The 25379-nt window shown below is 32.8% G+C and carries 18 protein-coding genes; 7 read left to right on the top strand and 11 right to left on the bottom strand.

From position 1 onward, the window contains the following. Window positions 1-3: 3 nt before the first annotated feature. The 4 genes from LY08_RS10495 to LY08_RS10480 form a co-directional block, all read right to left on the bottom strand. Window positions 4-1131 (bottom strand): PepSY-associated TM helix domain-containing protein, encoded by a 1128-nt coding sequence (locus LY08_RS10495; protein WP_111660403.1) that lies wholly within the window; start codon window positions 1129-1131, stop codon window positions 4-6. Window positions 1132-1194: 63 nt separating this feature from the next. Continuing rightward, on the bottom strand, window positions 1195-3564 hold the full coding sequence (locus LY08_RS10490; RefSeq protein WP_111660402.1) for a TonB-dependent receptor: 2370 nt from the start codon (window positions 3562-3564) through the stop codon (window positions 1195-1197). Between the two features lie 114 nt (window positions 3565-3678). Then, on the bottom strand, window positions 3679-4911 hold the full coding sequence (locus tag LY08_RS10485) for a M48 family metallopeptidase (protein ID WP_111660401.1): 1233 nt from the start codon (window positions 4909-4911) through the stop codon (window positions 3679-3681). A gap of 4 nt (window positions 4912-4915) precedes the next feature. Then, window positions 4916-5713 carry a TrmH family RNA methyltransferase gene (locus LY08_RS10480; RefSeq protein WP_111660400.1) on the bottom strand — a complete coding sequence of 266 codons (798 nt, stop codon included), beginning with the start codon at window positions 5711-5713 and terminating at the stop codon, window positions 4916-4918. A 158-nt stretch (window positions 5714-5871) separates the two neighbouring features. Between LY08_RS10480 and LY08_RS10475 the strand changes: the two genes are divergently transcribed. Together LY08_RS10475 and LY08_RS10470 are read left to right on the top strand one after the other, a co-directional pair. Further along, window positions 5872-9921: a DUF7619 domain-containing protein gene (locus tag LY08_RS10475; RefSeq protein ID WP_111660399.1), complete on the top strand. Its 4050-nt coding sequence runs from the start codon at window positions 5872-5874 to the stop codon at window positions 9919-9921. A 151-nt stretch (window positions 9922-10072) separates the two neighbouring features. After that, window positions 10073-10879, top strand: a complete 807-nt coding sequence (locus tag LY08_RS10470; RefSeq protein ID WP_111660398.1) for a DUF6503 family protein — start codon at window positions 10073-10075, stop codon at window positions 10877-10879. A gap of 76 nt (window positions 10880-10955) precedes the next feature. On the opposite strand, the gene LY08_RS10465 is transcribed toward LY08_RS10470, so the two are convergent. The 5 genes from LY08_RS10465 to LY08_RS10445 form a co-directional block, all read right to left on the bottom strand. After that, complete coding sequence (locus LY08_RS10465) at window positions 10956-11270, bottom strand: GIY-YIG nuclease family protein (RefSeq protein ID WP_111660397.1); 315 nt, start codon at window positions 11268-11270, stop codon at window positions 10956-10958. 74 nt (window positions 11271-11344) lie between these two features. After that, window positions 11345-11710, bottom strand: coding sequence for a hypothetical protein (locus LY08_RS10460; protein ID WP_111660396.1), 366 nt, complete (start codon window positions 11708-11710; stop codon window positions 11345-11347). A gap of 15 nt (window positions 11711-11725) precedes the next feature. Next, a complete protein-coding gene (locus LY08_RS10455) occupies window positions 11726-13018 on the bottom strand; it encodes an amidohydrolase family protein (RefSeq protein WP_111660395.1) in 1293 nt (430 codons plus the stop codon). A gap of 84 nt (window positions 13019-13102) precedes the next feature. After that, window positions 13103-16084, bottom strand: coding sequence for an amidohydrolase family protein (locus tag LY08_RS10450; RefSeq protein ID WP_111660394.1), 2982 nt, complete (start codon window positions 16082-16084; stop codon window positions 13103-13105). A gap of 85 nt (window positions 16085-16169) precedes the next feature. After that, window positions 16170-17237, bottom strand: coding sequence for a DUF3810 domain-containing protein (locus LY08_RS10445; RefSeq protein ID WP_111660393.1), 1068 nt, complete (start codon window positions 17235-17237; stop codon window positions 16170-16172). A gap of 227 nt (window positions 17238-17464) precedes the next feature. Between LY08_RS10445 and LY08_RS10440 the strand changes: the two genes are divergently transcribed. Then, on the top strand, window positions 17465-18925 hold the full coding sequence (locus LY08_RS10440; protein ID WP_111660392.1) for an aminoacyl-histidine dipeptidase: 1461 nt from the start codon (window positions 17465-17467) through the stop codon (window positions 18923-18925). A 223-nt stretch (window positions 18926-19148) separates the two neighbouring features. Here LY08_RS10440 and LY08_RS10435 read toward each other — a convergent pair whose 3' ends face one another. Continuing rightward, window positions 19149-20012 carry a tellurite resistance TerB family protein gene (locus LY08_RS10435; protein ID WP_111660391.1) on the bottom strand — a complete coding sequence of 288 codons (864 nt, stop codon included), beginning with the start codon at window positions 20010-20012 and terminating at the stop codon, window positions 19149-19151. 178 nt (window positions 20013-20190) lie between these two features. Continuing rightward, window positions 20191-20841, bottom strand: coding sequence for a YceI family protein (locus LY08_RS10430; RefSeq protein ID WP_111660390.1), 651 nt, complete (start codon window positions 20839-20841; stop codon window positions 20191-20193). A gap of 165 nt (window positions 20842-21006) precedes the next feature. Here LY08_RS10430 and LY08_RS10425 point away from each other — a divergent pair, with 165 nt between their 5' ends. From LY08_RS10425 to LY08_RS10410, 4 genes are all read left to right on the top strand, one after another. Next, window positions 21007-21564, top strand: coding sequence for a nucleotide exchange factor GrpE (locus LY08_RS10425; RefSeq protein WP_111660389.1), 558 nt, complete (start codon window positions 21007-21009; stop codon window positions 21562-21564). Window positions 21565-21624: 60 nt separating this feature from the next. Then, window positions 21625-22737 (top strand): molecular chaperone DnaJ, encoded by a 1113-nt coding sequence (gene dnaJ / locus LY08_RS10420; protein ID WP_111660388.1) that lies wholly within the window; start codon window positions 21625-21627, stop codon window positions 22735-22737. Window positions 22738-23128: 391 nt separating this feature from the next. Then, window positions 23129-24052, top strand: a complete 924-nt coding sequence (locus LY08_RS10415) for an ABC transporter ATP-binding protein (RefSeq protein WP_111660387.1) — start codon at window positions 23129-23131, stop codon at window positions 24050-24052. A 2-nt stretch (window positions 24053-24054) separates the two neighbouring features. Next, on the top strand, window positions 24055-25374 hold the full coding sequence (locus LY08_RS10410; protein WP_111660386.1) for an ABC transporter permease: 1320 nt from the start codon (window positions 24055-24057) through the stop codon (window positions 25372-25374). Window positions 25375-25379: the final 5 nt, after the last annotated feature.

Below are 25379 nucleotides of genomic sequence, written 5' to 3'. Positions count from 1 at the left end.
AATTTAGACCTTTGATTTATTTTTTTTGTAATTTCTTCCATACCACAATAAAACTCCAGTTACAGGTAAAGTTGCAGTAAGTAAACTAATCAAGAAAGCAAGAATTTTTCCTGCTATACCACCTATTGCTCCAATATGAATATCATAATTCATACGCAGTATTTTGTCAGCAAATTTTGCGTCTTTGTATTTTCCGTATATGGCAGGAGTCTCTATTTCTTCTAAAGTATTTTGATCAAAAAATCTATAATCAGAATCATAATACAAGCCTTTACTATTAGAGACTTCCACATAAATACTTTCTTCATCATTAGTTGGATAGTGTAATTCAAAACTTTCAGCATCAGGAGATTCTTTCATTAGTTTTACAATCAAGTAATCCATTGGCTTAATACTATCGTTTTTAGTGGTTTCACTATTATTTTTAGGAATAATAAAAGCAGGTACTTTATCACCTCCAGCAGAGACATACACAACATATTTTAGCCAATTGTATGATATTACAGATCCAGTAAAAGCTAAAATTAAAGCAAAAAAGCATATGTAAAACCCAATAACAGTATGTAAATCAAAGTTTTTACGTTTCCATCTAGTTGTTTTTTTCCAGTCAAATTTTAAACGTTGTTTTAAGTTTTTACGCTTTTTTGGAATCCATAAAATAAAACCTGAAATAATAATTAAAATAAAAATTAAAATTGAAGCAGCTACAACTTGTTCACCTATGGCTTTTGGTAACCATAAACGCATATGTCCTTTAAGTATAAAAGCAAAAAATCCAGACATATGGTCATCTACTTGTATAACTTCACCAGAGTAAGGGTTTAAAAAAACACTCTGATAAAATTCTGGTTCTGCATCATAAAAAATAACCTCAATAGCATCATCAGCTTTTTTAAATAAGGTACCATGTATGTGGTGATTTGGTAATACAGCTTTAGCAAAATCTTTGGCTTGTGTAGGTGTTAAAATTGGTTTGTCTTGTGGTTCTACCTTTTTATAGTCGTTGTAAAGGCTCTCAATTTCTTCTTTGAAAGCCCAACAACAACCTGTTATAGCTACAATAAACACAACTAAACCTGTTGCTAAACCTAAAATTTTATGTAATTGAAAAATGAATTTTTTAAAGGTCATATTTTTTTAAATATCAAAAGGACAACTTGTTACAGTTGCCCTTTATAATTAGACTAATTGAACTTAAAATTTAAATGTAACGCTTCCAAGAAGTGTTCTTGGTCTCTGCGGAGTAACAGTACTCCATCCTGAGAAATAAGTTTTATCTGTAATATTGTTTGCTTTTATACTAGCTCTAAACGTATTAGTTTCATAGTATAAAGACGCATTAAATATTGTGTAAGCTGGAATATCAAAACTACCTGTAACTGATTTGTAGTCTACCATAGTATCATATTCTGACTGACCATTAAATCCTACTCCAGCACCAAAGTTTTCAAAAAATTTGTAGTCTGCCCAGAAGTTATAGGTTATATCTGCTCCAGATTCTCCGTAACGATTTCCTTCTAAAAATCTAGCAGAAGGAGAATCTGTAATTTCAGAATCATTATAGCTAAAACCAGTATGGATGTTTAAGCCATCAATTGGATTTGCGTTTACTTCTAATTCTATACCTTGACTATTAATAGCTACATCTTGAGTTTGAGTAGCCCAATAGTATTTGTTGTCTACGTTTATGTTGTAATAACTTAAAGTAGTTTCTAGCTTATTATTAAACAAGTTTGTTTTTATACCAACTTCAAATTGGTTTGCTTGTTCTACATCATATGATTGTAGTGTAACTTCACCAGTATCATAATTTGTAATGTATTGAGGGTTTACATAAGAAAATCCATTTTGGTAGTTAGCAAATATTGATAACTGATCAATGATAGGTTGATAAACAATACCAAACTTTGGCGAAAATGTAGACTCTGTATATTCAGTGTCATCATCAGTATCTGTTTGTCTGTCACCTTGATAATCAAATCTATCATACCTTAAACTTGCCATTACAGATAGACTAGGTAAAATAGTAGCTACATCAGATATATAAAAACCTAATATGTTTTGACGTACATCACTGTCTAAAAAACCAAGACCCGATAAAGCTGTGCTTAAATTTTCTTCGTTAATTTCTGGCTCACCATACACTAAATCTCCAGCAATATTAATGGTGTGTAAATAACCCCAATTTGAGCTGTTATCAATGATGTTAGAATCTAAATAATCTGCTCCAATTAATAACTTATTTTGGATGTTACCAACTTTAAAAGTACCAGTAAAGTTTTGTTGTAAATTTCTAGTTATGGTTCTAGCATCTGTATCTTGTGCATATAAGTTAAATAATGCATCAGATCCATTCCATAAATATGTGTAATACCCTAAAGACTTTGCCAGTCCACCAGAAATTAATGTTTGAGAAGACCATTGGTCTGATATTTTCCAAGCGATTTCACCACGATAATTTTGTGTGATATTTTTAATACTAACGTCATCATTAGTAAATGATAAGTCTGTATTGTAATTTAACTCGTCAATAGAGTTAAATGCTAAAGGCGCATATCTGTTTAGAAATAGGAAGGTCTCATTGGTTTGTTCGTTATCTGAGGCTTCATATGAAAAGTTAAAAGTTAAGTTGTTATTTAACTTATAAGAAATTGAAGGTGCTATAAATACAGATTTTTTAAATCCAGCATCTTGAAAACTATGTTCTTGTTGAAATCCTGTATTTAAACGAAATGATAGTTTATCACTTGGGCTAACATTAACATCTGCATTTAACTTAGCAAAATCAAAAGATCCTCCAGATACAGTTATTTCTCCACCAGTTTTATTGTATGGTTTTTTAGTAATAATATTAATCAATCCTCCATATGAAGAAACAGAACTTCCAAATAATGTTCCAGCAGGTCCTTTAATAACCTCTATACGCTCAACATTTGATGGGTTAATAAAACCATTAGTAATACCAGCAACACCATTTACCAATTGTGGTTGTACTGCAAACCCACGACTAGAATAATACCCTGCACCATCACCACTACGTCCAGTAGATGACCATAATTTTGTAATACCAGCTGCATTTTTTAAAGCGTCTTCAAAAGTATTTACAGACTGTGAAATTAATAATTGGTTTGTAATTGTGTTATAAACTTGTGAGTTGTCTATGTTTTTTAATGGTAATTTAGAAACATAAGCACTTTGCTTTCTAGAAAATTTGTTTTTTCTGTTAATGTCTAAAACAACTTCATTTAGTATTTCATTTCCTTCATACATGGTAATGAATCCTAAAGAGACATTTTCATTATTTATTACAGTAACGTTAATTTCTTTGGTTTTAAAACCTAAGTAAGACATTGAAATTATATAATCGCCATTAGTTACATTGTTAATTTTAAAGTTACCATCATAATTAGATGTTGTTCCTTTTGTTGTGTTTTTTATAAGCACATTTACACCAAATAATGGTGATTGGCTATAATCTAAAATAGTTCCTTCAATTGTTGCATTTTGAGCAATAGCTGGTAATGAGAGTACAAAAACAGTTAATAATAGTAATAGATTTTTCATTTATTTTTATTTAGACTTAATATAAATAGTTAATTTTGGGCAAAAATATCTCAGTGTTTTGGATTTTCCAAATTATTTATAATAATTCTAAATAATAATTTTTAGGGACAAAGTTTACCCCTTTAAATTGGTTATTCTTTCTAATAAAGTAGGATGCGAATAATGCATAAAAACATATGCAGGATGTGGTGTTAAGTTACTTAAGCTATTTTTAGATAGCTTTTTTAAAGAGGTTATTAAAGGCTCTGCTTTAAAGGTGGTTTTGGCATAATTATCTGCTTGATATTCAAACTTACGCGAAAACCAATTCATAATTAATCCTGTTATTTCTGATATTGGCGAATATAAAATACCAAAAGCTATCAATCCAATATGAAAACTAGGTTGAGGAATACCCAATGCTTGACTTAGTATAGGGTTACCAATCAATAACGACAAAATAAATAAGGTAAATCCAGTAAGTATTACAGATGCTATTAAGTTAAATATAATGTGTTTTTTCTTGTAATGTCCAACCTCGTGTGCAAGTACTGCTACGATTTCGTCGTTGTCTAAATCGTTAATTAGTGTGTCGTAAAGTGTGACGCGTTTTTCGCTTCCAAATCCAGAAAAATAGGCGTTAGCTTTTGTACTGCGTTTGGAGCCATCTATAACAAATATTTTGTCCAAATTAAAACCTACGGATTTAGCATAATCAGAAATTGATGTCCGCAAATCACCTTCCTCTAAAGGACTTTGTTTATTAAAAATGGGTACAATTAATTTGGAGTAAAACAGGTTAACAAAAACAGTAAACACAGTAATTAGTAACCAAGCATACAACCAAAACTGCTCACCTGTTTGTTGGTAAAACCAGGCTAATGCAGCTAATATGGCTCCTCCAACTATAATCATCATAATCCAACCTTTTATTTTGTCTAAAATAAAAGTGGTTGTTGTGGTTTTGTTAAACCCAAATTGCTCTTCTATAACAAAGGTTTTGTAATATGCAAATGGTGTGGTTAATAGATCACTACCTAACATAATAATTCCAAAAAACACTAAGGAAATTACTATAGAATTATCGCTAAATTGTCGTGCTAATTGATCCACAAATGCAAAACCATCTAAATAGAAAAACGCTAAGGTCAATACCAAAGAAAACCCAGAAGTAAGCAAACCAAATGTATAGTTTGTGGCTTTGTAACGTTGCGATTTTTTGTATTCTTCTGTATCATAAACATCTTCTAATTCTGCAGGTAAAACATCATTAAAATGTTTCGCGTTAAGCGCATTTAAAATAGTATCAATAATAAAATTAATAACTATTATAGCTATGATAATGTAAAATAGAGTAGTAGGAGTCATAAAATTATTTAAAATTACGCTGACGTTTAGCTTCAAAAATTAGGATACCTGCTGCAACAGATACGTTCATAGAATCTATTGCTCCTTGCATAGGGATTTTAATGTTTTGATTGGACGCGTCTCGCCATTCTTGGCTTAAACCATCTGCTTCGGTACCAACTACTATTGCAGATGCTTGTGTGTAATCTTGCTCGTGATAATTAACAGCATCTTGCAAAATAGCACTGTATATTGCAATATTATTTTGGTTTAAAAAGGTGATAATCTCTGTGGTGGTCCCTGTAGCAATTTGGTTAGTAAATACACAGCCAACACTAGAGCGTATAATGTTTGGATTGTATAAATCTGTTTTAGGATTTGCTATAATAACAGCATCCACATTTGCTGCATCTGCAGTGCGTAAAATGGCGCCAATATTTCCTGGTTTTTCTGGTGCTTCGGCAATAAGTACTAAAGGTGTTTTAGTGTTGAAATTTAAGTTTTCAATAGCATTTGATTTGCTTTTTGCGACAGCTATAATCCCTTCAGTAGTATCACGATGTGCTAATTTTTGATACACATCTTTAGAGATTTCAATGATGTCCAAGTCATCAGAAAATTGATTTAGCTTTTTTTCATCATAAATTTCTGGATAAAATAAAATGGTTTCAATGCTATAGTGTCCTTTAATAGCTAGTTGAAGCTCACGTTCGCCTTCAATGATAAAAGTTCCTGTTTTTTTTCGTTCTCTAGATTTATCTTTTAATAAAACAAGATGCTTAATTAACGGGTTTTGAGTGCTGCTTATCTGTTTAATACTCATTAGTATAACTAAAATTCATATATTTAAACTGAAACAAATTTAAGTTAATTCTTGCAGTCTCTACTTTTTCAATTTAATTATTCCTTAATTTTTTATTTGAAAAGTAGGAATAATCTAGATTGACTTGTTTTAATTACATTAATCTAACCCTCACTTTTATGACTAGACAATTACTGTTTTTGTTTGCCTCTTTTTTAATTTCAATAACCGCATTTGGACAAGTTACAGCCAATCAACCTTCAGATTTAGAAGTTTGTGATGATAATTTAGATGGTTTTTACGATTGGGATTTAACGGTTCAAGATAATACCATTCTTGGTAGTCAAGACCCAAATTCGTTTCAGGTAACTTATCATACCTCGCAGCAGGAAGCTATTTCGGTTGTTAATCCATTATCAAGTCCTTATACCAATACTACAAATCCACAAACTATTTATGCTGCAGTTATGGATTTAACAACAGGTAATACTGCAACGACTAGTTTTAATTTATATGTCAACCAATCTACCGTAGCCAATTTTGGTGTGGATAATGCGATTTGCGACGGAGAATCCATCGTGCTTAACCCTAATCTTAATCCTAATTATGTGTATCAATGGAGTACAGGCGAAAATACTGCTACTATAACCACCAATATTGGTGGTACTTATACAGTTGATATTTATGATCCAAACACAGGTTGCCAAAGCACAAATACTATAGAAGTAATTAGCTATGATATTCCAGTTTTAAGTACACCAAACCCTTTAACTGCGTGTTTAAATGATGCAGTTTCATTGATAGGTCATACCTCTAATATTGTACAAAATGCACCAGCAAATTTTGCTTATGAAATATCATTTTTCTTAACTCAAGCAGATGCAGATAACAATGTCAATTCTATACCTAATTCCACGACTTATCCTGCTTTACAAACTGAGACCATTTACGTAAGAGTTAGACCTAATCATACAGATTGTTATTCTATAACTAGTTTTGATTTAATTGTAGACGATTGCTCTGTAACGCCTACTCAAGTAACTTGCGGAACATCTGTAAACACAACCTTCTGTTATGAAAATAACGATACCACACAATTTACTTTTGAAAGTAGTGATGGCTCACCTTTACAGGTTGTATTTAACTCAGGATTAACAGAAAATAGTTATGATGAAGTTATTATTTTAGATTCTGATGGAGTTACAGATTTAAATAGCCAAACTCCTTATGGAAATAATGGTGATTTAACTGGGTTAACTTATGTGTCAACTGGAAGTACTATTACTATTGGAGTTTCATCCGATGGATCTATTATTGGCTGTACCAGTAGCCCATGGGATTTTGATGTGTTTTGTGTCAATACGTCTTCAGTACCTAGTTGTACAACATTAAGTTCACCATTAAACGCTGCAGTTAATGTTAATGAAAACACCTCAATAACTTGGAATTCTGCAACTGGTGTTGTAGTTGGTTACAAACTATCTATTGGGACTACTTCTGGTGGTACAGATGTGCTTAACGCATTAGATGTTGGAAACGTATTAACTTACACACCTGCAACTTTAATAACTAGTACAACATACTACGTTACAATAGTGCCATACAATGCAAATGGAGACGCAGTTGGATGTACTGAAGAAAGCTTTACAACTAGAACAATTCCTAATCCACCAGTTGGAGTTAATTGTGGTTCTGAACCAGCTACATATATTTTTACTGAAGATTTTGAAACAGATACACCAAGCGGTTGGACAGGAACAGCATTTACGGGTTCTAATGGCGAATGGGATGTGACTGTTGGTAATGCAAACTCGCAAAATACTGGACCATTTGCCTCGTTTAGTGGAAATTCTCATCTAGAATATGAAGCTAGCGGAAACTCTTCTGCAATAGCATCGGCAATTAGTCCAGCAATAGATTTAACTAATGCATTAACGTCTGCAGAATTATCATTTTATATGCATGCTTATGGTGCAGAAATAGGAACTCTAAACGTTGGAATCTCTAATGATGCTACAGGTCCATTTACAACACTATTTACTTGGGCTGGAGAGTATCAAGCATCTGAAACAGAAGACTGGTTACCTATTGGAGTTAATTTAGATGCTTATTTAGGTCAAATTATTTACATAGAAATTAGCTATGGTGCAACAGGAAACAGTTTTGAAGGTGATCTTGCAATAGACTTATTACGCGTACAAACTTGTGGGTCTTTTTGTGTAGTGCCAAGTAATATTACGGTTACTAATATTACAGAATCTACTGCAGATATTTCTTGGACAGCAAATGGCACTGAAACCGCTTGGGAATATGTTGTGCAACCAGTTGGGACAGGAGAGCCTGTTGGTGGCGGAATTGTAACCAATACAATACCAGTTGTTGTAACAGGCTTAAATTATAATACAGATTATGAAGTCTGTGTACGTTCGGATTGTGCTGCAGATGGGTTTAGTGATTGGGTATGTTTAGACAGTTTTACCACACTACCACAAACTAACTTTATAGTAGATTGTTCTACAAATCAACCTGCAAACATGACGTATTGTTATGACAATAATGATACTACTTTGTTTACATATACTAGTAGTGATGGTTTACCTTTAACTATAGTTTTTAATGCAGGACAAGTAGAAAATAATTTTGACGAACTTATTGTGTATGATTCTGATGGAACAACAAATCTAAATGCAAGTACACCTTATGGTAATGCTGGAGATATTTCAGGTTTAACCTTTACATCAACTGGAGATTCAATATCATTCACTGTAGATTCAGATGTCTCTATTAGTTGTAGTAGTAACAATTATACATCTTTAGATGTGGATGTGTTTTGTGCCTCAATAGTAAGTTTTATTCAGGTAAATGCCTTTTTAGATGCCAATAACGATGGTGTTTTTAATGGAAATGACACCCCTTTTACTAATGGTTTTTTCACTTACGAAGTCAATGACGATACCATTATCAATACCGTTAACTCTACAACTGGAAGCTTCACCATTTTTAATAATGACGAAACTAATAGCTACGATATCACCTTTACTATCAATTCCGGATACGAAACCTGTTATAGCATACCAACAGCATTATTCGAAAATATTAGTGCTACAACTGGTAATACTACTGTGGTCGATATACCTATTGTAGAAATAGCGCAATGCGAAGACGTTGCAGTCTATTTAGTGCCTTCTATCTCTCCAGTACCAGGGTTTTTATACTGGAACAATGTGGTTATAGAAAACCTAGGTGCTACAACAGTAACTTCTGGAAGTGTCGAGTTTATGCATGATCCTGCGGTAATTTTTGATGATGTTTGGAATCCTCCAGCAACAGGAACCATCACACTAACTGCTACAGGATTTATTTACGATTTTGTAAACTTACAACCTGGTCAATCTATAACAATGTATGCAGATTTGACTGTTCCAGCTTCTGTAGCTTTAGGAACTATGTTAACCAATAGTGTGTCCTATATCACCACAACCAATGATATTGTTGCAGAAAATAATTCAGCTTCTGTAACCCAAGAAGTCGTGGGTTCTTATGATCCTAATGATATTACAGAATCTTACGGTCCTGACGTAGTTTATGACGATTTTATAACAACCGATGAGTATTTGTATTACACCATTAGATTTCAAAATTTAGGAACAGCAGAAGCGGTAAATATTAGAATAGAAAACACTTTAGATGCTTTATTAGACAACACCACTATCCAAATGTTGGATGCCAGTCACGATGTGGTCATGCACAGATTAGACAACCAATTAACTTGGACATTTGATAATATCTACCTTCCAGCAGAAATACAAGATGAGCGTGGAAGTCATGGATATGTGGTTTATAAAATTAAACCTGTAGCTGGTTATACTGTTGGAACTGTAATCCCTAATACTGCCGAAATCTATTTCGATTTCAATGCTGCAGTAGTTACAAATACATTTAATACCACTTTTGTAACTCCTCAGTTATCTGTTGACGAGTTTAGTTTTAATGCATTTAATGTATATCCAAATCCAGCAAGTTCAGAGGTTACTATTCGTTTTAATAACGCTTTACGCGGAAGCTTCGCCTTGACAGTGATAGACATTCAGGGTAAACAAGTACTATCTGCTCAAGTTAATTCTGAGACCTCAAATACTTTTAATGTTAGCAACTTAGAAAGCGGATTGTATTTTGTAAAACTTAAAAACAGCAATACAGAGCATATTCAAAAACTCATTGTGAAATAAGCATATAGACCATGTTATTTTTTTATCATTCTGAGCGCAACCGAAGTGTCTCTTAAAAATAAAAAGCTTCAGTGTAATTACTGAAGCTTTTTTTGTAAAGAAGAGTAATTAAATTCGACATAGATTTATAATTAAAAAAATCAACATATAAATGAAACCATTAGCTTTCCCATTATTACTCGTGCTACTAGTAATGTCATGTAAAAATGAACCAAAATCAGAAACAACAACTGTTACAGATTATTCAAAAGAAACCTTAGATGTTACCACATCAATTTATCCAGAACATTTAACAAAAGTGTTTGATGCACATGGTGGAATAGATTTATGGAAGTCCATGAAATCTTTAGAATACACACAACAAAAACCAGAAGGTAAAGAGGTCACACTAACCAATCTTTTAAACAGAAAAGCATTAATAGACGCACCAAATTATAGTATTGGTTTTGATGGTAAGCAAGTTTGGCTACTTAATAAAACAGAACAAGCCTATAAAGGTTACGACCCTAAATATGGATATAATTTGATGTTTTATTTTTATGCTATGCCTTTTATATTGTCTGATGACGGAATTAATTACTCAGAAACAGAACCTTTGGTTTTTGAAGGAGTTACCTATCCTGGAATTAAAATAACTTACCAAAACGGAGTGGGAGAAACACCAGAAGACCAATATTTATTATTTTATAATCCTAACACATATGTCATGGAATGGTTAGGTTATACGGTTAACTTTGTGCCAGGAATTGATACTACCGAGTTTCATTTTAGACGCTATAATGATTGGCAAACAATAAATGGATTATTAGTCCCTAAATCTATTACAGGTTATGGGTACAAAGATGATAAACCAACCACACCAAAAGCACCAAATGTGTTTACTGATGTAAAAATCTCAACAAAAGCTCCAGATGCTTCTTTATTTGAAAAACCTGAAAAGGGTAATTTTGTTAAATAATTCGTTTTAATGTAATTTATAAATATACATGTAAACTTGGATGTCACACTGAGCGCAGTCGAAGTGTAATACAGTACTAGATTCCTTCATATTTAAAATGAGTAGCATTTCTGCATTCAGATAAAATTTGAAGCATATCAGCATCATTTGTAATTAAAGCTAATTTTTTTGCTCTAGTCCAACCTTTTATTTTCTTTTCAAAATATATAGCTTGCAATACATTATTAAATTCTTGATAAAATTCTAGTTTTAAGGGTCTTCGTTTAAAAGTGTAACAATTTGTATGTTTTCCAAATTGGTGTTCTTTTATTCTTTGATCTAAATTATTTGTAATTCCTGTATAATAGGAGTTGTCAGAACATTTTAGAATATAGACATAATAAAAGTACATTAAAAATTAGGGTGTTTATAGGTCTTCGACTGCGCTCAGACTGACATAAATTATTAACGATTAAAATTTAGACCTTATTCATGATTTACAATCAAAGGTGTGCGTTGTTGAGTATTAAAAAAATTACCAGTAAACATGATGCGTTGTAACTCGACATCCAAACTAGGTCTTGCATCCATTTTTAGTCCTTCAAAAGAGCGTCCTAGGTTTTCTGTATTGATTATTAATTGACCCTGTCTAATTTCATCAAAACGTTTAATAATGGTAGTTGTTTCATTAATATGTTCACTTATAGCTCTAAGTTTATTGTAAATGTCTTCAAAGCCTTGATAATTTATAGATAAATCAATAGTGTTTGGTTGATTATCTTCAATTATGACTTCTTGAGAAAACCCAATATAACTTATTAAAGTTAGACTTAAAGTGAATAACAATTTCATCTCAATTCATTTATATTACTGCTTATATTTTGCAGAATAGCGTTTATATAACTCTGTTTGATGTGTCTCTAGACTAATATCACGACCTTGAATATAGGCTTTACTTAATTTATTAGTTCGCATATCTAAAGCATCACCTTCACTAATAAACAAAGTTGCGTCTTTACCAACTTCTAAAGAGCCTACAGTATTATCTATTCCTAAAATTTTTGCTGTATTTAATGTAATTAAACTTAAAGCTTGTTCTTTGGATAACCCATAGGCAACTGTTGTTCCTGCTAGAAAAGGTAAGTTTCTAGTGTTCATACGTTCCATGTCACCAGCGTTTTCTAATCCTACTAAAACACCAGAGTTTACTAATTGTGTCGCTAATTTATATGGTAAATCATAATCATGATCATCTCCATTTGGTCTAGAGTGTACACGTTGTAGTAACACAGGTATATTATGTTGTTTTAGTAAATCAGAAACATTATTAGCTTCGTAACCACCTACAATTACTATATTTTTAATGTTTTGTGTGTTAGCAAAATTGATTGCATCGGTAATTCCTTTTTCATTATCAACGTGGATAAATAATTTTTTTGAACCTTCCGTTAATCCTTGTAAAGCTTCAAAAGGTAAGTTTTTAGGGGATTTGTTACTAGCAAGATAAGCTTTGCTCTGTGCAAAAAAGTGATTTAATTCTTCAACTTCTTTTGCATAATCCTTGTTTTCTTTTAAAACATTAGGTTCTCCTAACCACCAACGACCTCTAGAATATGTTCTTGGCCAATTTAAATGTATACCATCATCTTGTTTGATAACTGCATCTTCCCAGTTCCATGCATCTAATTGCACAATACTTGAAGTTCCAGAAATACGTCCACCACGTGGTGTGATTTGCGCCATTAAAACTCCGTTTGGTCGCATAGACTCTACAACTTTAGACTCGGTGTTGTAAGCAATAATACTTCTTACATGCGGATTCATTGTACCAACTTCATCATCGTCATCACTAGCTCTTACTGCATCTACTTCTACTAATCCTAATGTAGAATTTGGTGCAATAAAACCAGGATACACATGCTTTCCTTTAGCATCGATGACTGTACCTTTTCTAGCAATTTTTGCATTGGCACTACCAACAAATGTTAGTTTACCATTTTCAAACATAATTAAGGCGTTTTCAATAACCTCTCCGTTACCTAAATGTGCAGTAGCACCTTCTATAGATATGGCTTGTGATTGTTTATCTGCAGGAGTTTGCTGTGCATAACTAAAGTTAGCAAAGCAAAGTGCAAGGAGTAATATATATAGTTTTTTCATGATTCTTATAATTAAAACACTTCGACAGGCTCAGTGTAACATTTTATTTTTTATTTAAAAGTACTTTGTACTAATTACTAATTACTAAAATTGGTGATCAATAGAATCGCAGTGTAAAAGTTCTTTTTCTTTTTTCTCGATTGGCTTCGTTTTTAATCCTTTGTTTTTAGCTTGAAGCATCAACATAGTTAACTCGTTTTTTTCTTTTTTAATCGCTTCTCTTAACTGTGCATCACGTTCTAAATCAAAATACACTTTTCCTTCAATGATTGTTTTTTCTGCTTTAGCATAAATAGATAATGGATGGTCTGACCATAAAACAACATCTGCATCTTTTCCAACTTTTATACTACCTACTCTGTCATCTATATGCAATAATTTTGCAGGATTTAGGGTGACAAACTTCCAAGCATCTTCCTCACTGATGTCTCCATATTTAACACTTTTTGCTGCTTCTTGGTTTAATCGTCTTGACATCTCTGCGTCATCACTATTAATTGCGACTAACACACCAGCATTATGCATAATTGGAGCGTTAAACGGAATAGCATCATTAACTTCATATTTATAAGCCCACCAGTCTGAGAAAGTCGACCCTCCAACACCATGTTGTACCATTTTATCTGCTACTTTGTAGCCTTCTAAAATATGGGTAAATGTGTTAATATTAAAGTTGTATTTCTCTGCAACCTTCATTAACATATTAATTTCGCTTTGCACGTAAGAGTGGCAGGATACAAAACGTTCTTTATTTAATATTTCAGCAATCACTTCTAGCTCTAAGTCTTTACGGTAAGGCTTTCCGCTTTTCTTTAATGCATCATATTCTTTAGCACGTTGGAAATAGTCTGTAAAGACTTGCTCAACTCCCATTCTTGTTTGAGGAAAACGGGTTCTAGCATTGTCTCCCCAATTACTTTGTTTCACGTTTTCACCTAAAGCAAATTTGATGAATTTTGGACTGTTATTATACACTAAATTTTCAGCTTTTTCTCCCCATTTTAGTTTGATAATTGCCGATCGTCCTCCAATTGGGTTAGCAGATCCATGTAATATTTGAATACTAGTTACACCACCAGCAAGATTGCGATAGATGTCTACATCTTCGGCATCTAAAACATCTTCAATGGTTACTTCTGCTGTACTGTTGTGACCAGCTTCATTTACGCTTTCTGTAGCAATATGTGAATGCTCATCAATAATTCCAGAGGTTAAGTGTTTTCCTTTTCCATCAATTACTTTAGCATTTCCATCAGTCAGATTAGTGCCTATTTTGGCTATTTTACCATTTTTAATTAAGACATCTGTATTTTCTAATATACCTTCTTTTTCATTGGTCCAAACGGTAACGTTTTTAAACAACAAAGTTTCTTGTTGAGGTAAAGTAGTCATACCATACGCCATATTGGGATAGGTAACAGGATATATTTTAGGAGTTTCATCTTCTTTTTTGTCTTTCTTTTTAACATCCTCCTTTTCTTCTTTGATTTGCTTTGTTGCAAAAAAAGTAACTTCTGTTCCGTTTGGATAAATGGCTTTACCATTTAAATTGTTGGAATCTTTTATATTTGAAACTACCCTTATAAACTCTTGTTTTGTTGAGTCTGCTGTAGCAAACGTTAATTGCATCCAATCGTCCTTATAGCTTAATTTAGAGCCATATTCTTTGTCTTCTGTTTTAACTTTAGATTTTAATTTATCCTCATCACCAGAAATCTCTAAGTTGTAATTGGTGTTATCCAGATTAAATGTATAATGACCACGTATGTCTTTGGTGTGCATTGGTTTTATTTCATCTTTAACACCTGTAATCCAATTTTGATAAATGGTGGTTTCTTTATCAAAAATATCTCCTGAGGTTATTAAAAAATTAGCGTGAGCACCAGATTTAAGATGACCTAATTCGGAAGATTTCCCAATGATGCTAGCAGGAACTATTGTTAAAGCTTCTAAAGCTTTTGTTTTATCCAAACCATATTCAATTGCTTTTAGCAGGTTTGGCATTAACTCTTTAGCACCTTTTAATTGATGTGTCGTTAATGCAAACGGAATATTATTATCAGCAAAAACCTTAGGGTTTGATGGACTTTGGTTCCAAGCTCTTAAATCTTCAAGACTTACAGATTGCGCAAGTAAAGGGTCTTCCATGTCATAAGCATCAGGAAAATCTAGAGGTAAGATAAATGTTGCGTTGGTAGCCTTAATATCATTAATTAATTCATATTCATCACCACCACCAACAAAAACGTACTGGATACCAAACTGGTCACCAATTTTGTCAAATCGTAAAGCATTTACTTTTTTACCAGCATCAAAAAACTGAACTACGTTTTTATTAGCAAGGTAAGCTTCTAAAGCACGATCTTTTTCTTTAATATTTCCTTTTGCATACCATTCTGCATCATGGTTAACTTGTCTTAATAAAGCCATAGTACCCATTAATGAGGTTGGATAGGCTTGTCTAGAGGTTTTGCTTTTTGAGGTCCCAGAAAATTGCCCAACTTTTTCGTCTAACAATCGTGTTGCATCGCTTCCTTCTGGAGCTAAAGTTACTAGCATTCCTGTACCTTGTATAATACCATCGTCGATGTGTGAGGTCACGACACCAAATCCTGCTTTACGTAATTCTTCTGCTTTTTTACTATCAAACTCAAAATGGTCTACTGCATTTTGGTCTGGTCTAATATGGTCATTCCAATAGTAGCCTTCGCGACTAGCATCATATTGTGGAGAACGACTATTACCTGATGGTGTACTTGGTTTTTTAATACCAAAATCGGTATAAATATCTATAAAAGACGGATAGATAGTTTTACCAGAGACATCAATGATAACAGCGTTTTTCGGAATAGATACTGCGCTTCCGCTAGACACAACTTTACCATCTTTAATTAGTAAAGTTCCATTATCTATAATTTGATTTGGCGTGACATAAATTTTTGCGTTAGTAAAAGCGGTGTAATTAGACGTGTTTGTTTTTACACCATCATTTTTAGGAACATACTCTTGTGCAAAAGAAAAATAACTGCACAACAGTAGGCTTAGAATGGCCCATTTTTTAATCATTAGTATTTAGTTTAAGGTTGTTTAATGACTAAATATAAACAATAACCATTATCTTAAACAAAAGTGTAATACTCTTTTAACGTTTTTATAAGGTTTTATCTTCCAGATAATTTACCAAAAGCGCAACCACATAGCTGTAGCTACGCATGCCATTTGCTTGATTGTTAGCCTTTAAGTAAGACGAATAGGTGGATCTGAAGATAGGTTCTAATGGGTTTTGATAACTAACCCAAAAATCTTTAACCTCTTGGTAATTTTTTAAAATTCCTTTGTTAATGGTTGGTAACAACTTATCATAGTGTTGTGGATTACGTCTAAAGACTTCGCCCAAACAATGACGCAATCCAAAAGTGTACCCAGAATATTTAAAGTAGATGTCGTCATTACTTATAGTAGCCATAAAGCCAATAAAATTTGCTTCATTTTCTTTAGCATAACCCAATTGGTGTGCCACTTCATGTGCAGCAGTCGTCGGGAATTTATACACAGGAATCAAATAATCCACCTGAGCCTCATTAGTTAAAGGGTTTAAATACCCACTAAATCCCATATAAGTTAATGGTACACTAAATAGTGACTTTTTTAAGCTTTTTGGACTGTATTTTAAATTAGGAAACGTGTTATCCAACGCTTGATAGCTATTTGGTGTCAACCTTAAAATCTCTTTTTTTGTATATGGTAATTCTACCTTAATGCTATCGTTTTTAGTAATCTCTAAATGTATGGCATTAGACTTTTTAATTAGTTTTTTGGTGACAGTTAACAGCTGTTCTGTGGTGTACTCATCTTCCAAATTTAAGTTGACATGTAACGGGTTTCGGTAGTAGTTTAATCCCCAAAATAAATGAAACGCAAAGTACACGACACTTAAGGTTGCAAACACATCAATTAGCCAGTTTTTAGTGTCTTTATACATGCGTTTTCGGTTTAAAAACAACCAACGTAACATAAAAATAATACTAAAACCATACACCAAATCGCCAAAACTAAAAGGCAACCAACCCAATAAATATCTAAATAGTTTAGAAATGTATGGGTACAACCCATTGCTGTAAAAACGCTCGATAACAGTTGGGTAATTCGCTAATATCTTCACCAAAATATACATTGGGACTACAGATAAAGCAAGCAGTAATTTTTTGTTTTTCAGCATGATTCAAAAATAAATAAAATAAGGACCAATCCTTGTGGTTTTTTTAAAAGGTTTCTACCTGCTGTCCGTTATATCTTTTTTTATTTGGCACTTCGACTACGCTCAGTAACCAAATAAAAAAAGGATGCCACTACCATCAGGAGTAGCGACTACTGTCTTTTTCTTTTTAAATGGTTTCTAAATGTCTTAGCATTGTGTACTTTTGCAATTCAATTAAAATTATACAAATGAGTCAAGAGGTTAGAGCTTTAGAGCCAAAAGCATTATGGAATAAATTTGCCGATTTAAACGCAGTACCAAGACCTTCAAAAAAAGAAGAACGCGTCATTAAATTCATGACAGATTTTGGTGCCAAATTAGGTTTAGAAACTATAGTAGATGAAGTAGGAAATGTCATTATTAAAAAACCTGCAACTCCAGGAATGGAAGACAGAGTGACCATTGTCATGCAATCGCATTTAGATATGGTCCATCAAAAAAATGCAGATACCGATTTTGATTTTGATACGCAAGGCATCCAAATGGTTGTGGAAGGTGATTGGGTAAAAGCAAAAGGAACAACATTAGGTGCAGATAATGGCTTAGGTGTGGCAACCATCATGGCTATTTTAGAAAGCACAGACATACCACATCCTGCAATTGAAGCTTTATTTACCATAGATGAAGAAACAGGTATGACAGGCGCAATGGGATTAAAAGGTGGATTACTAGAAGGTAAAATACTATTAAATCTAGACACTGAAGAGGATGACGAAATTGGTGTAGGTTGTGCTGGTGGTATAGACGTGACTGCAACAAGAACCTACCAAGAAGAGGAAACACCAGAATTTAAGATAGGTTTCGAAATTAAAGTAAAAGGCTTACAAGGTGGACATTCTGGTATGCAAATCCATGAAGGATTAGGTAATGCTAACAAAATTATGAACCGTTTATTATTTGATGGTTTTGAGAATTTTGGATTACGCATTTCAGAAATTGATGGTGGAAGTTTACGTAACGCCATACCAAGAGAGAGTCGAGCAGTAGTAGCTATTGATGCTATACATGAAGCTGCTTTTTTAAACGACATGGAGACTTTAGCCAACACCATTAAAACAGAATTTAAAACCATGGAACCCGATTTAGATATTGTGATGTCTAAAACTGAGACTCCAGAAAAAATAATGGATTTAGGTGTGCAAGAAGGGTTAACCAGAGCTATTTATGCTGCGTTAAATGGTGTGTATAGGATGAGTGCAGACATCCCAGAATTGGTAGAAACCTCTAATAATATAGCACGTGTAATTGTAAAAGATGGACACATAAAAATTGGTTGTTTAACGCGTAGCTCTGTAGAAAGCAGCAAACTAGATTTAGCCAATATGCTACGTGCTACGTTTGAGTTAACCGGTTGCGAGGTCGAATTTTCTGGAGATTATCCAGGTTGGACACCAAATATGGATAGTGCTATTTTAAAAGTGTTAGATAAGTTATACCAAAAACTAAACGGAGAAAAAGCACACATTGCTGCTTGCCACGCAGGATTAGAATGTGGTATTTTAGGACAAAACTATCCAGATATGGACATGATTAGTTTTGGACCAAATATCAAAGGTGCACACAGTCCTGACGAGCGTGCACAAATTAGTTCTGCTCAAAAATATTGGACTTTTGTATTAGAGATTTTAAAGGAGATCCCTAAAAAGTAATAAATTCCTGCGTAGGCAGGAATTTTATTGTTAAAAAAAAGCACAACCTAAGAGTTGTGCTTTTTTATAAATTCGTTTAACGTGTTTGTATATGGTTTGTTGCGTGTTTTAAGCACCTAATTTAGCAAATAAATACCGAATAGAAAATCCGCGAGGATTTTCGTAAGTAGGCTAGAACCAGCAATAAATTATATACGGTGTTGCCTTTTAGTGCTTTTACGTTCTAACCAAGTCTTGATATACTATCATCTAACATTTCGCTTGTAATTCCCATATTTTCAAAAATCACTCGAATTATTTGATTTTCTTCTGTTGTTGTCTTAAAATCGGCATTTATCATTCCAAAAGCTGTAAATATGAACCAATCTTTTTGCTTTGAGTCTAACGTTGTTAATGTTTCAAATAATTTATCTGCACCAAGCGATTGAAAATGTTCAAAAGCACTATCATAAATATCATAATCCAATAAGTTGGCTGTTTGGTTTAAGAAATGAGTTTCATTATTGTGAACTTCTCCATCAGCTTGTGCTAAAAGAATTAAGCCAAATAAAATTCCTCTTTTTTGATTTTCGGTTAATGTATTTACTACATAACTATCAAGTTTTTCAGCGTTATCTAATTGGTTTGAAAGTTTATCTTGAGAAGATGATTCTTCTGAATCATTTTGGTCATTAAAATTGTTCATTTGGTCTAACATAGTGAAATCTATTTCGTGTGGATTAAATTCAACATTTTCAATTGAAATTGAGTTTATAAGTGTTGGAAATTGTTGTTTTATATTGGATATTAAATCAATTATCTGGTTTTCGCCTAAATTGGTTCTCATATCCTTAAAATTAATTGAACTTTTATCTATTGCAATATCAATACTTTTTTCAGCTCTTTTTGCTAATTGATATGACAAAACTATATTTCCAATCCAATAATTAATTAAAGCTAAATAATATAGTGTTTGTGGTTTTGCCATTTCAATTTCATCAGCCATTTCATCAGCTTTTATAAATTCAAATAATGCTCTTTGTAGAGATGTTTTGTCTTTTTTTTCTAATAGTTCTTTTCCTGCTTGAATGTGTTCTGCGAAATTCATAGTTCAATCTTTATCGGTGTTTTTTTGCATTAAAGGCAATGTCTCTGATAAAAAATCGTTTCAATATTTTTTATCAATCGTTAAACGAAGTTAGCCGAAAAAAATGACAAAGTCAAGTAGAAAAAACCAAAAAAGCCACAACTTACGTTGTGGCTTTTTTTAATATTTAAACAAGTTATTACGCTTTAGTCGCTTTAACCATAATTTTAATTTCAATATCGTCTTTAATCATTTTGTCACCTAAAGATGCTGCTATATCTGGTGTGGTACCAGCATTATACATAATATCCCATTCTGTTCTGTCAATAGTAAATGTATCACTAGTTATAGCAATCTCATCACCAGTTACAGTCACATTTGCAGGAAAGGTAATGTTCTTTTTAATTCCTTTAATAGTCAAGTTTCCGCTAACTGTGTTACCGTCTACTTTAGTAATTTCAAAAGCTGCAGTTGGGTGATTGGCTACATCAAAAAAGTCGTCGCTTTTTAAATGTCCTACTAATTTTGCGTTAGATTTTTCTTCTGCAGGAATGTCTGTACAAGCAATAGTGTTTAAGTCAAATATAAAACTTCCTCCTACTAATTGGTCACCTTGTAATTGTGCTACACCGTTAGAGACATGTATGGTTCCTTCGTGTCCACCAACAACTTTATTAGCTTTCCAAATAATCATCGAGTTTTCAGCATCTGCTTTATATTTAGCAGCCTCATTATTTTCTGCTACTTCTTGTGCTTCTCCAGTTTTAGCCTCTTTAGCATCACTTTTACAAGCAACAACGCTTAATCCAATTAGTGCTACAGTAAATAGATTTAATACAATTTTTTTCATGTTATAAGTTTTTAATTTTAGTGATTTGATATGCAAATATATAAATAATCTTCCATGGAAACTAATTAAAAGTTTGTTAAAAAAAATGTGTGACATTTTGACATTATTAATAGTAATGGCAGTACTTTTGCCATCCTATTACAGTATTTTAAATTAAGTACATCAATGAGCAAGAAAAATAAAAAAGAAACAATTATAGAAGAGGACGTTAAAACCGCTTCAAAACAAGAGGAAACAACTACAGTACAAGAGGAAACTAAAGAAGAGCTGTCTGTAGAAGACCAATTAAAAAACGAATTACAACAAGAAAAAGATAAGTTTTTACGTCTTTTTGCCGAGTTTGAAAATTACAAAAAACGTACCTCTAGAGAGCGTATCGAGTTGTTTCAAACAGCAAACAAAGACGTCATGGTGTCAATGTTACCTGTTTTAGACGATTTTGAGCGTGCCTTATTACATATAGAAGATGACAAAGAAGCAGAAGAGCTACGTAAGGGCGTGTTGTTAATTTACAACAAGCTATTGCAAACGCTACAACAAAAAGGGTTAGCAAAAATTGAAGTTAATAAAGGCGATGTGTTTGATGCCGATCATCATGAAGCAGTAACGCAAATCCCCGCACCTTCAGAAGACCTAAAAGGAAAAATAGTAGACGTCATAGAAAAAGGTTATAAATTGGGCGAGACCGTTATACGTTTTCCAAAAGTCATTATCGGACAGTAAAAAAATACAGTTTATTTAGTTAAGTGTGACCAACAAGTAGCTAAAAACTAATATAATAACATGGCAAAAAAAGATTTTTACGACATATTAGGTATCGATAAATCAGCGTCACAAGCTGAGATTAAAAAAGCATACCGTAAAAAAGCAATCCAATTTCATCCAGATAAAAATCCAGATGATAAAGATGCTGAAGCTAAATTTAAAGAAGCTGCAGAAGCTTATGAGGTATTAAGTGACGAGAATAAAAAAGCACGTTACGACCAATTCGGACACCAAGCATTTGAAGGTGGTGGAGGCTTCGGTGGAGGCGGAATGAATATGGACGACATCTTTAGTCAGTTTGGAGACATCTTTGGTGGTGGCTTCTCTGGTTTTGGTGGTGGCTTTGGTGGTGGCGGACAACGTCGTGTAAAAGGTAGTAACCTACGTGTGCGTTTAAAACTTACCTTAGAAGAAATTGCTAATGGTGTTGAGAAAAAAATTAAAGTAAAACGTAAAGTCCAAGCACCTGGTACTACCTACAAAACGTGTAGTACTTGTAATGGTTCTGGACAAGTTACTAGAGTTACAAATACTATTTTAGGACGCATGCAGACCTCTGCACCATGTAACACTTGTGGTGGAGCAGGACAAATAATAGATAAAAAACCTAGTGATGCAGATGCGCAAGGTATGGTTGCAAAAGAAGAAACCATTCCAGTAAACATTCCTGCAGGAGTTGTGGATGGTATGCAACTTAAAGTGTCTGGTAAAGGTAACGAAGCACCAGGAAATGGAATTTCGGGAGATTTATTAGTCGCTATTGAAGAGCAACCACACGACACCTTACAACGTGAAGGCGATAATCTACACTACGATTTATACGTAAGTTTACCAGATGCTATTTTAGGAACTTCTAAAGAAATTGATACAGTAACAGGAAAAGTGCGTATCAAAATTGAAGCTGGGATGCAATCCGGAAAAATATTACGCTTACGCGGAAAAGGAATACCAAGTATTAATGGGTACGGTAAAGGAGATTTATTAGTACATGTTAATGTTTGGACACCAAAAACGTTAAACAAAAAACAGAAAGATTTTTTCGAAGAAATGCGTGAAGATGAACACTTTACTCCAAAGCCAGAGCGAAGTGACAAGTCGTTTTTCGAGAAAGTAAAAGATATGTTTTCTTAAATAAATCTTAAAAATAAAAAGTGAAAAGCCCGTTTTAAACGGGCTTTTTTAGCTTTTTGTTTAACTATTTAATTCATTTTACATCTTATTAAATAAAAAATCTTATATTTGACTTATCGCTAGCTAGTCTAGTGATAATTTTTCTTTTTCATAGCAATTTTTTCCCATCCTTTATTTATTTAGAGGGTGGGTTTTGTTTTTTATAGGACTTTTCTGTGTTTATTTTCAATAATTTATAAACTACATACACTTCGCGATGTTTAATTTAGCTAGGCTAGTCTGTCTTTTGTAAATACGTTAAAAATAGCCAAAACAGTTACGTTTCTCATTCAACATTTTCTATATTTACAAAACGTGCTAAAATTAACGTTATAACCAATAATAAAAATATATGAGTAACCTTTTAGAAGTGCATGGTGTCTCTAAAAACTTCGGAAACTTTACTGCTTTAAATAATGTATCTATTACAGTTCCAAAAGGAAGTATATTTGGATTGTTAGGACCTAATGGTGCAGGAAAAACAACCTTAATTAGGATTATTAACCAAATTACAATGCCAGATAAAGGTCATGTATTACTAGATGGCGAACCGTTAAAGAATCACCATATTAGAGATATAGGTTATTTACCAGAAGAACGAGGGTTATATAAATCCATGAAAGTAGGCGAGCAAGCCTTATACCTAGCACAACTTAAGGGCATGCAAAAATCTGAAGCCAAAAAACGACTTAAAATGTGGTTTGAACGTTTAGAAATAGGCGATTGGTGGAATAAAAAAATACAAGAGCTTTCTAAAGGAATGGCTCAAAAAATACAATTTGTAGTTACTGTATTACACGAGCCCAAACTATTAATTTTTGACGAGCCTTTTTCTGGTTTTGACCCAATTAATGCTAATCTAATTAAAGACGAAATTTTAAGACTACGCGATGAAGGTGCAACGGTTATTTTCTCGACACACCGTATGGAATCTGTTGAAGAATTGTGCGATCATATTGCATTAATCCACAAATCAAACAAAGTGTTAGATGGTAATTTAATGGATATAAAACGTCAATATAAAAGCAACACATTTGAAATTGGTATCAAACCAAATAACAGCAATTTAGAACAAGAAATAACCAATAAATTTAGTGTGACTCCTGCAGAATTTAGAACGTTGGGTAACGATTTAAAGCTAAATATTAAATTATCAGAACAAGAATCTGCAAACGATTTATTAGCTTATTTATCAAGCCAAGGTCAGATTTCTCATTTTGTAGAAGTCATCCCAAGTGCTAGCGATATTTTTATTCAAACGGTAAAGAATAATTAATTATGAATCACCTTCCACTTATTATAAAACGAGAATATCTAGCAAAAGTTAGAAACAAAGCTTTTATTATTATGACGTTTTTAAGTCCACTAATTATTATTGGATTAATTTCGGTTGTCGCATACCTCACACAAATGAATAATAGTAAGGTTCGTCAAATCTCAGTTTTAGATCAATCAGGTTTAGTTAAAGATATATTTAAGGATACAGAAAACACAAAATATTCTGTACTTGATGATTCCATTACACTAGAAAATGCTAAAACTATAGTTAAAGAAAAAGGCGATTACGGACTGCTTCATATTCAAAAATTTGATAGTATAAAAGACGCTTCAACAAGTATTCGGTTTTACTCAGAAGACTCTCCATCATTAACATTAATTAATAGTCTAGACGATAAAATAGAGAAGGAACTTACGACTATAAATATGAAAAATTTGGGTGTAAACCCACAGATTATAGAGTCTTCAAAAGTATATATAGATATAGAACAAGAAAGTTTTGCAGGAATAAAATCGTCTAAATTAGATAGCGGTATAAAAATCATATTTGGTGTCATTGCTGGATATCTTTTATTTATGTTCATTATTATTTATGGTAATATGATTATGCGAAGTGTTATTGAAGAAAAAACAAGTCGTATTATCGAAGTCATCATATCTTCTGTTAAGCCTATGCAACTTATGTTGGGTAAAATTATTGGGACCTCTTTAGTTGGGATTACCCAAGTTATTATCTGGATAATTTTGGGAAGCGGATTAATAGTCTTAGTGTCCTTAATTTTTGGAATAGATTTAGGTCAAATGGGAATGCCTCAACAAGAAATGATGGAACAAGCTATGCAAGGCTCCGAAGGGTCTATGGAAAAAGCGCAACAATTTATGAATGCGTTTTTTAATTTGCCATTAACCAATTTAATTATTGCATTTATCTTGTTTTTTATAAGTGGGTATTTACTATATAGCTCACTGTATGCAGCAATTGGTGCAGCTGTAGATAACGAGACAGATACACAACAATTTATGATGCCTATAATTGTTCCGTTAATTTTAGCGGTGTACGTTGGTGGTTTTACAGTAATTGAAGATCCACACGGAACGGTGTCTACCGTGTTTTCATTTATACCTTTAACATCTCCCGTGGTTATGCTTATGCGTATTCCTTTTGGTGTACCAATTTGGCAACAATTATTATCATTATTAATTTTAATAAGTACCTTTATGTTTACGGTTTGGTTTGCTGCAAAAATATACCGAGTTGGTATTTTGATGTATGGTAAAAAACCAAGTTATAAAGAGTTAATTAAATGGATTAAATACTAATTAGT

It is taken from the genome of Olleya aquimaris (assembly GCF_003259525.1).
Taxonomy (GTDB): Bacteria; Bacteroidota; Bacteroidia; order Flavobacteriales; family Flavobacteriaceae; genus Olleya; species Olleya aquimaris.
This window is presented reverse-complemented; position numbering and strand designations above follow the sequence as displayed.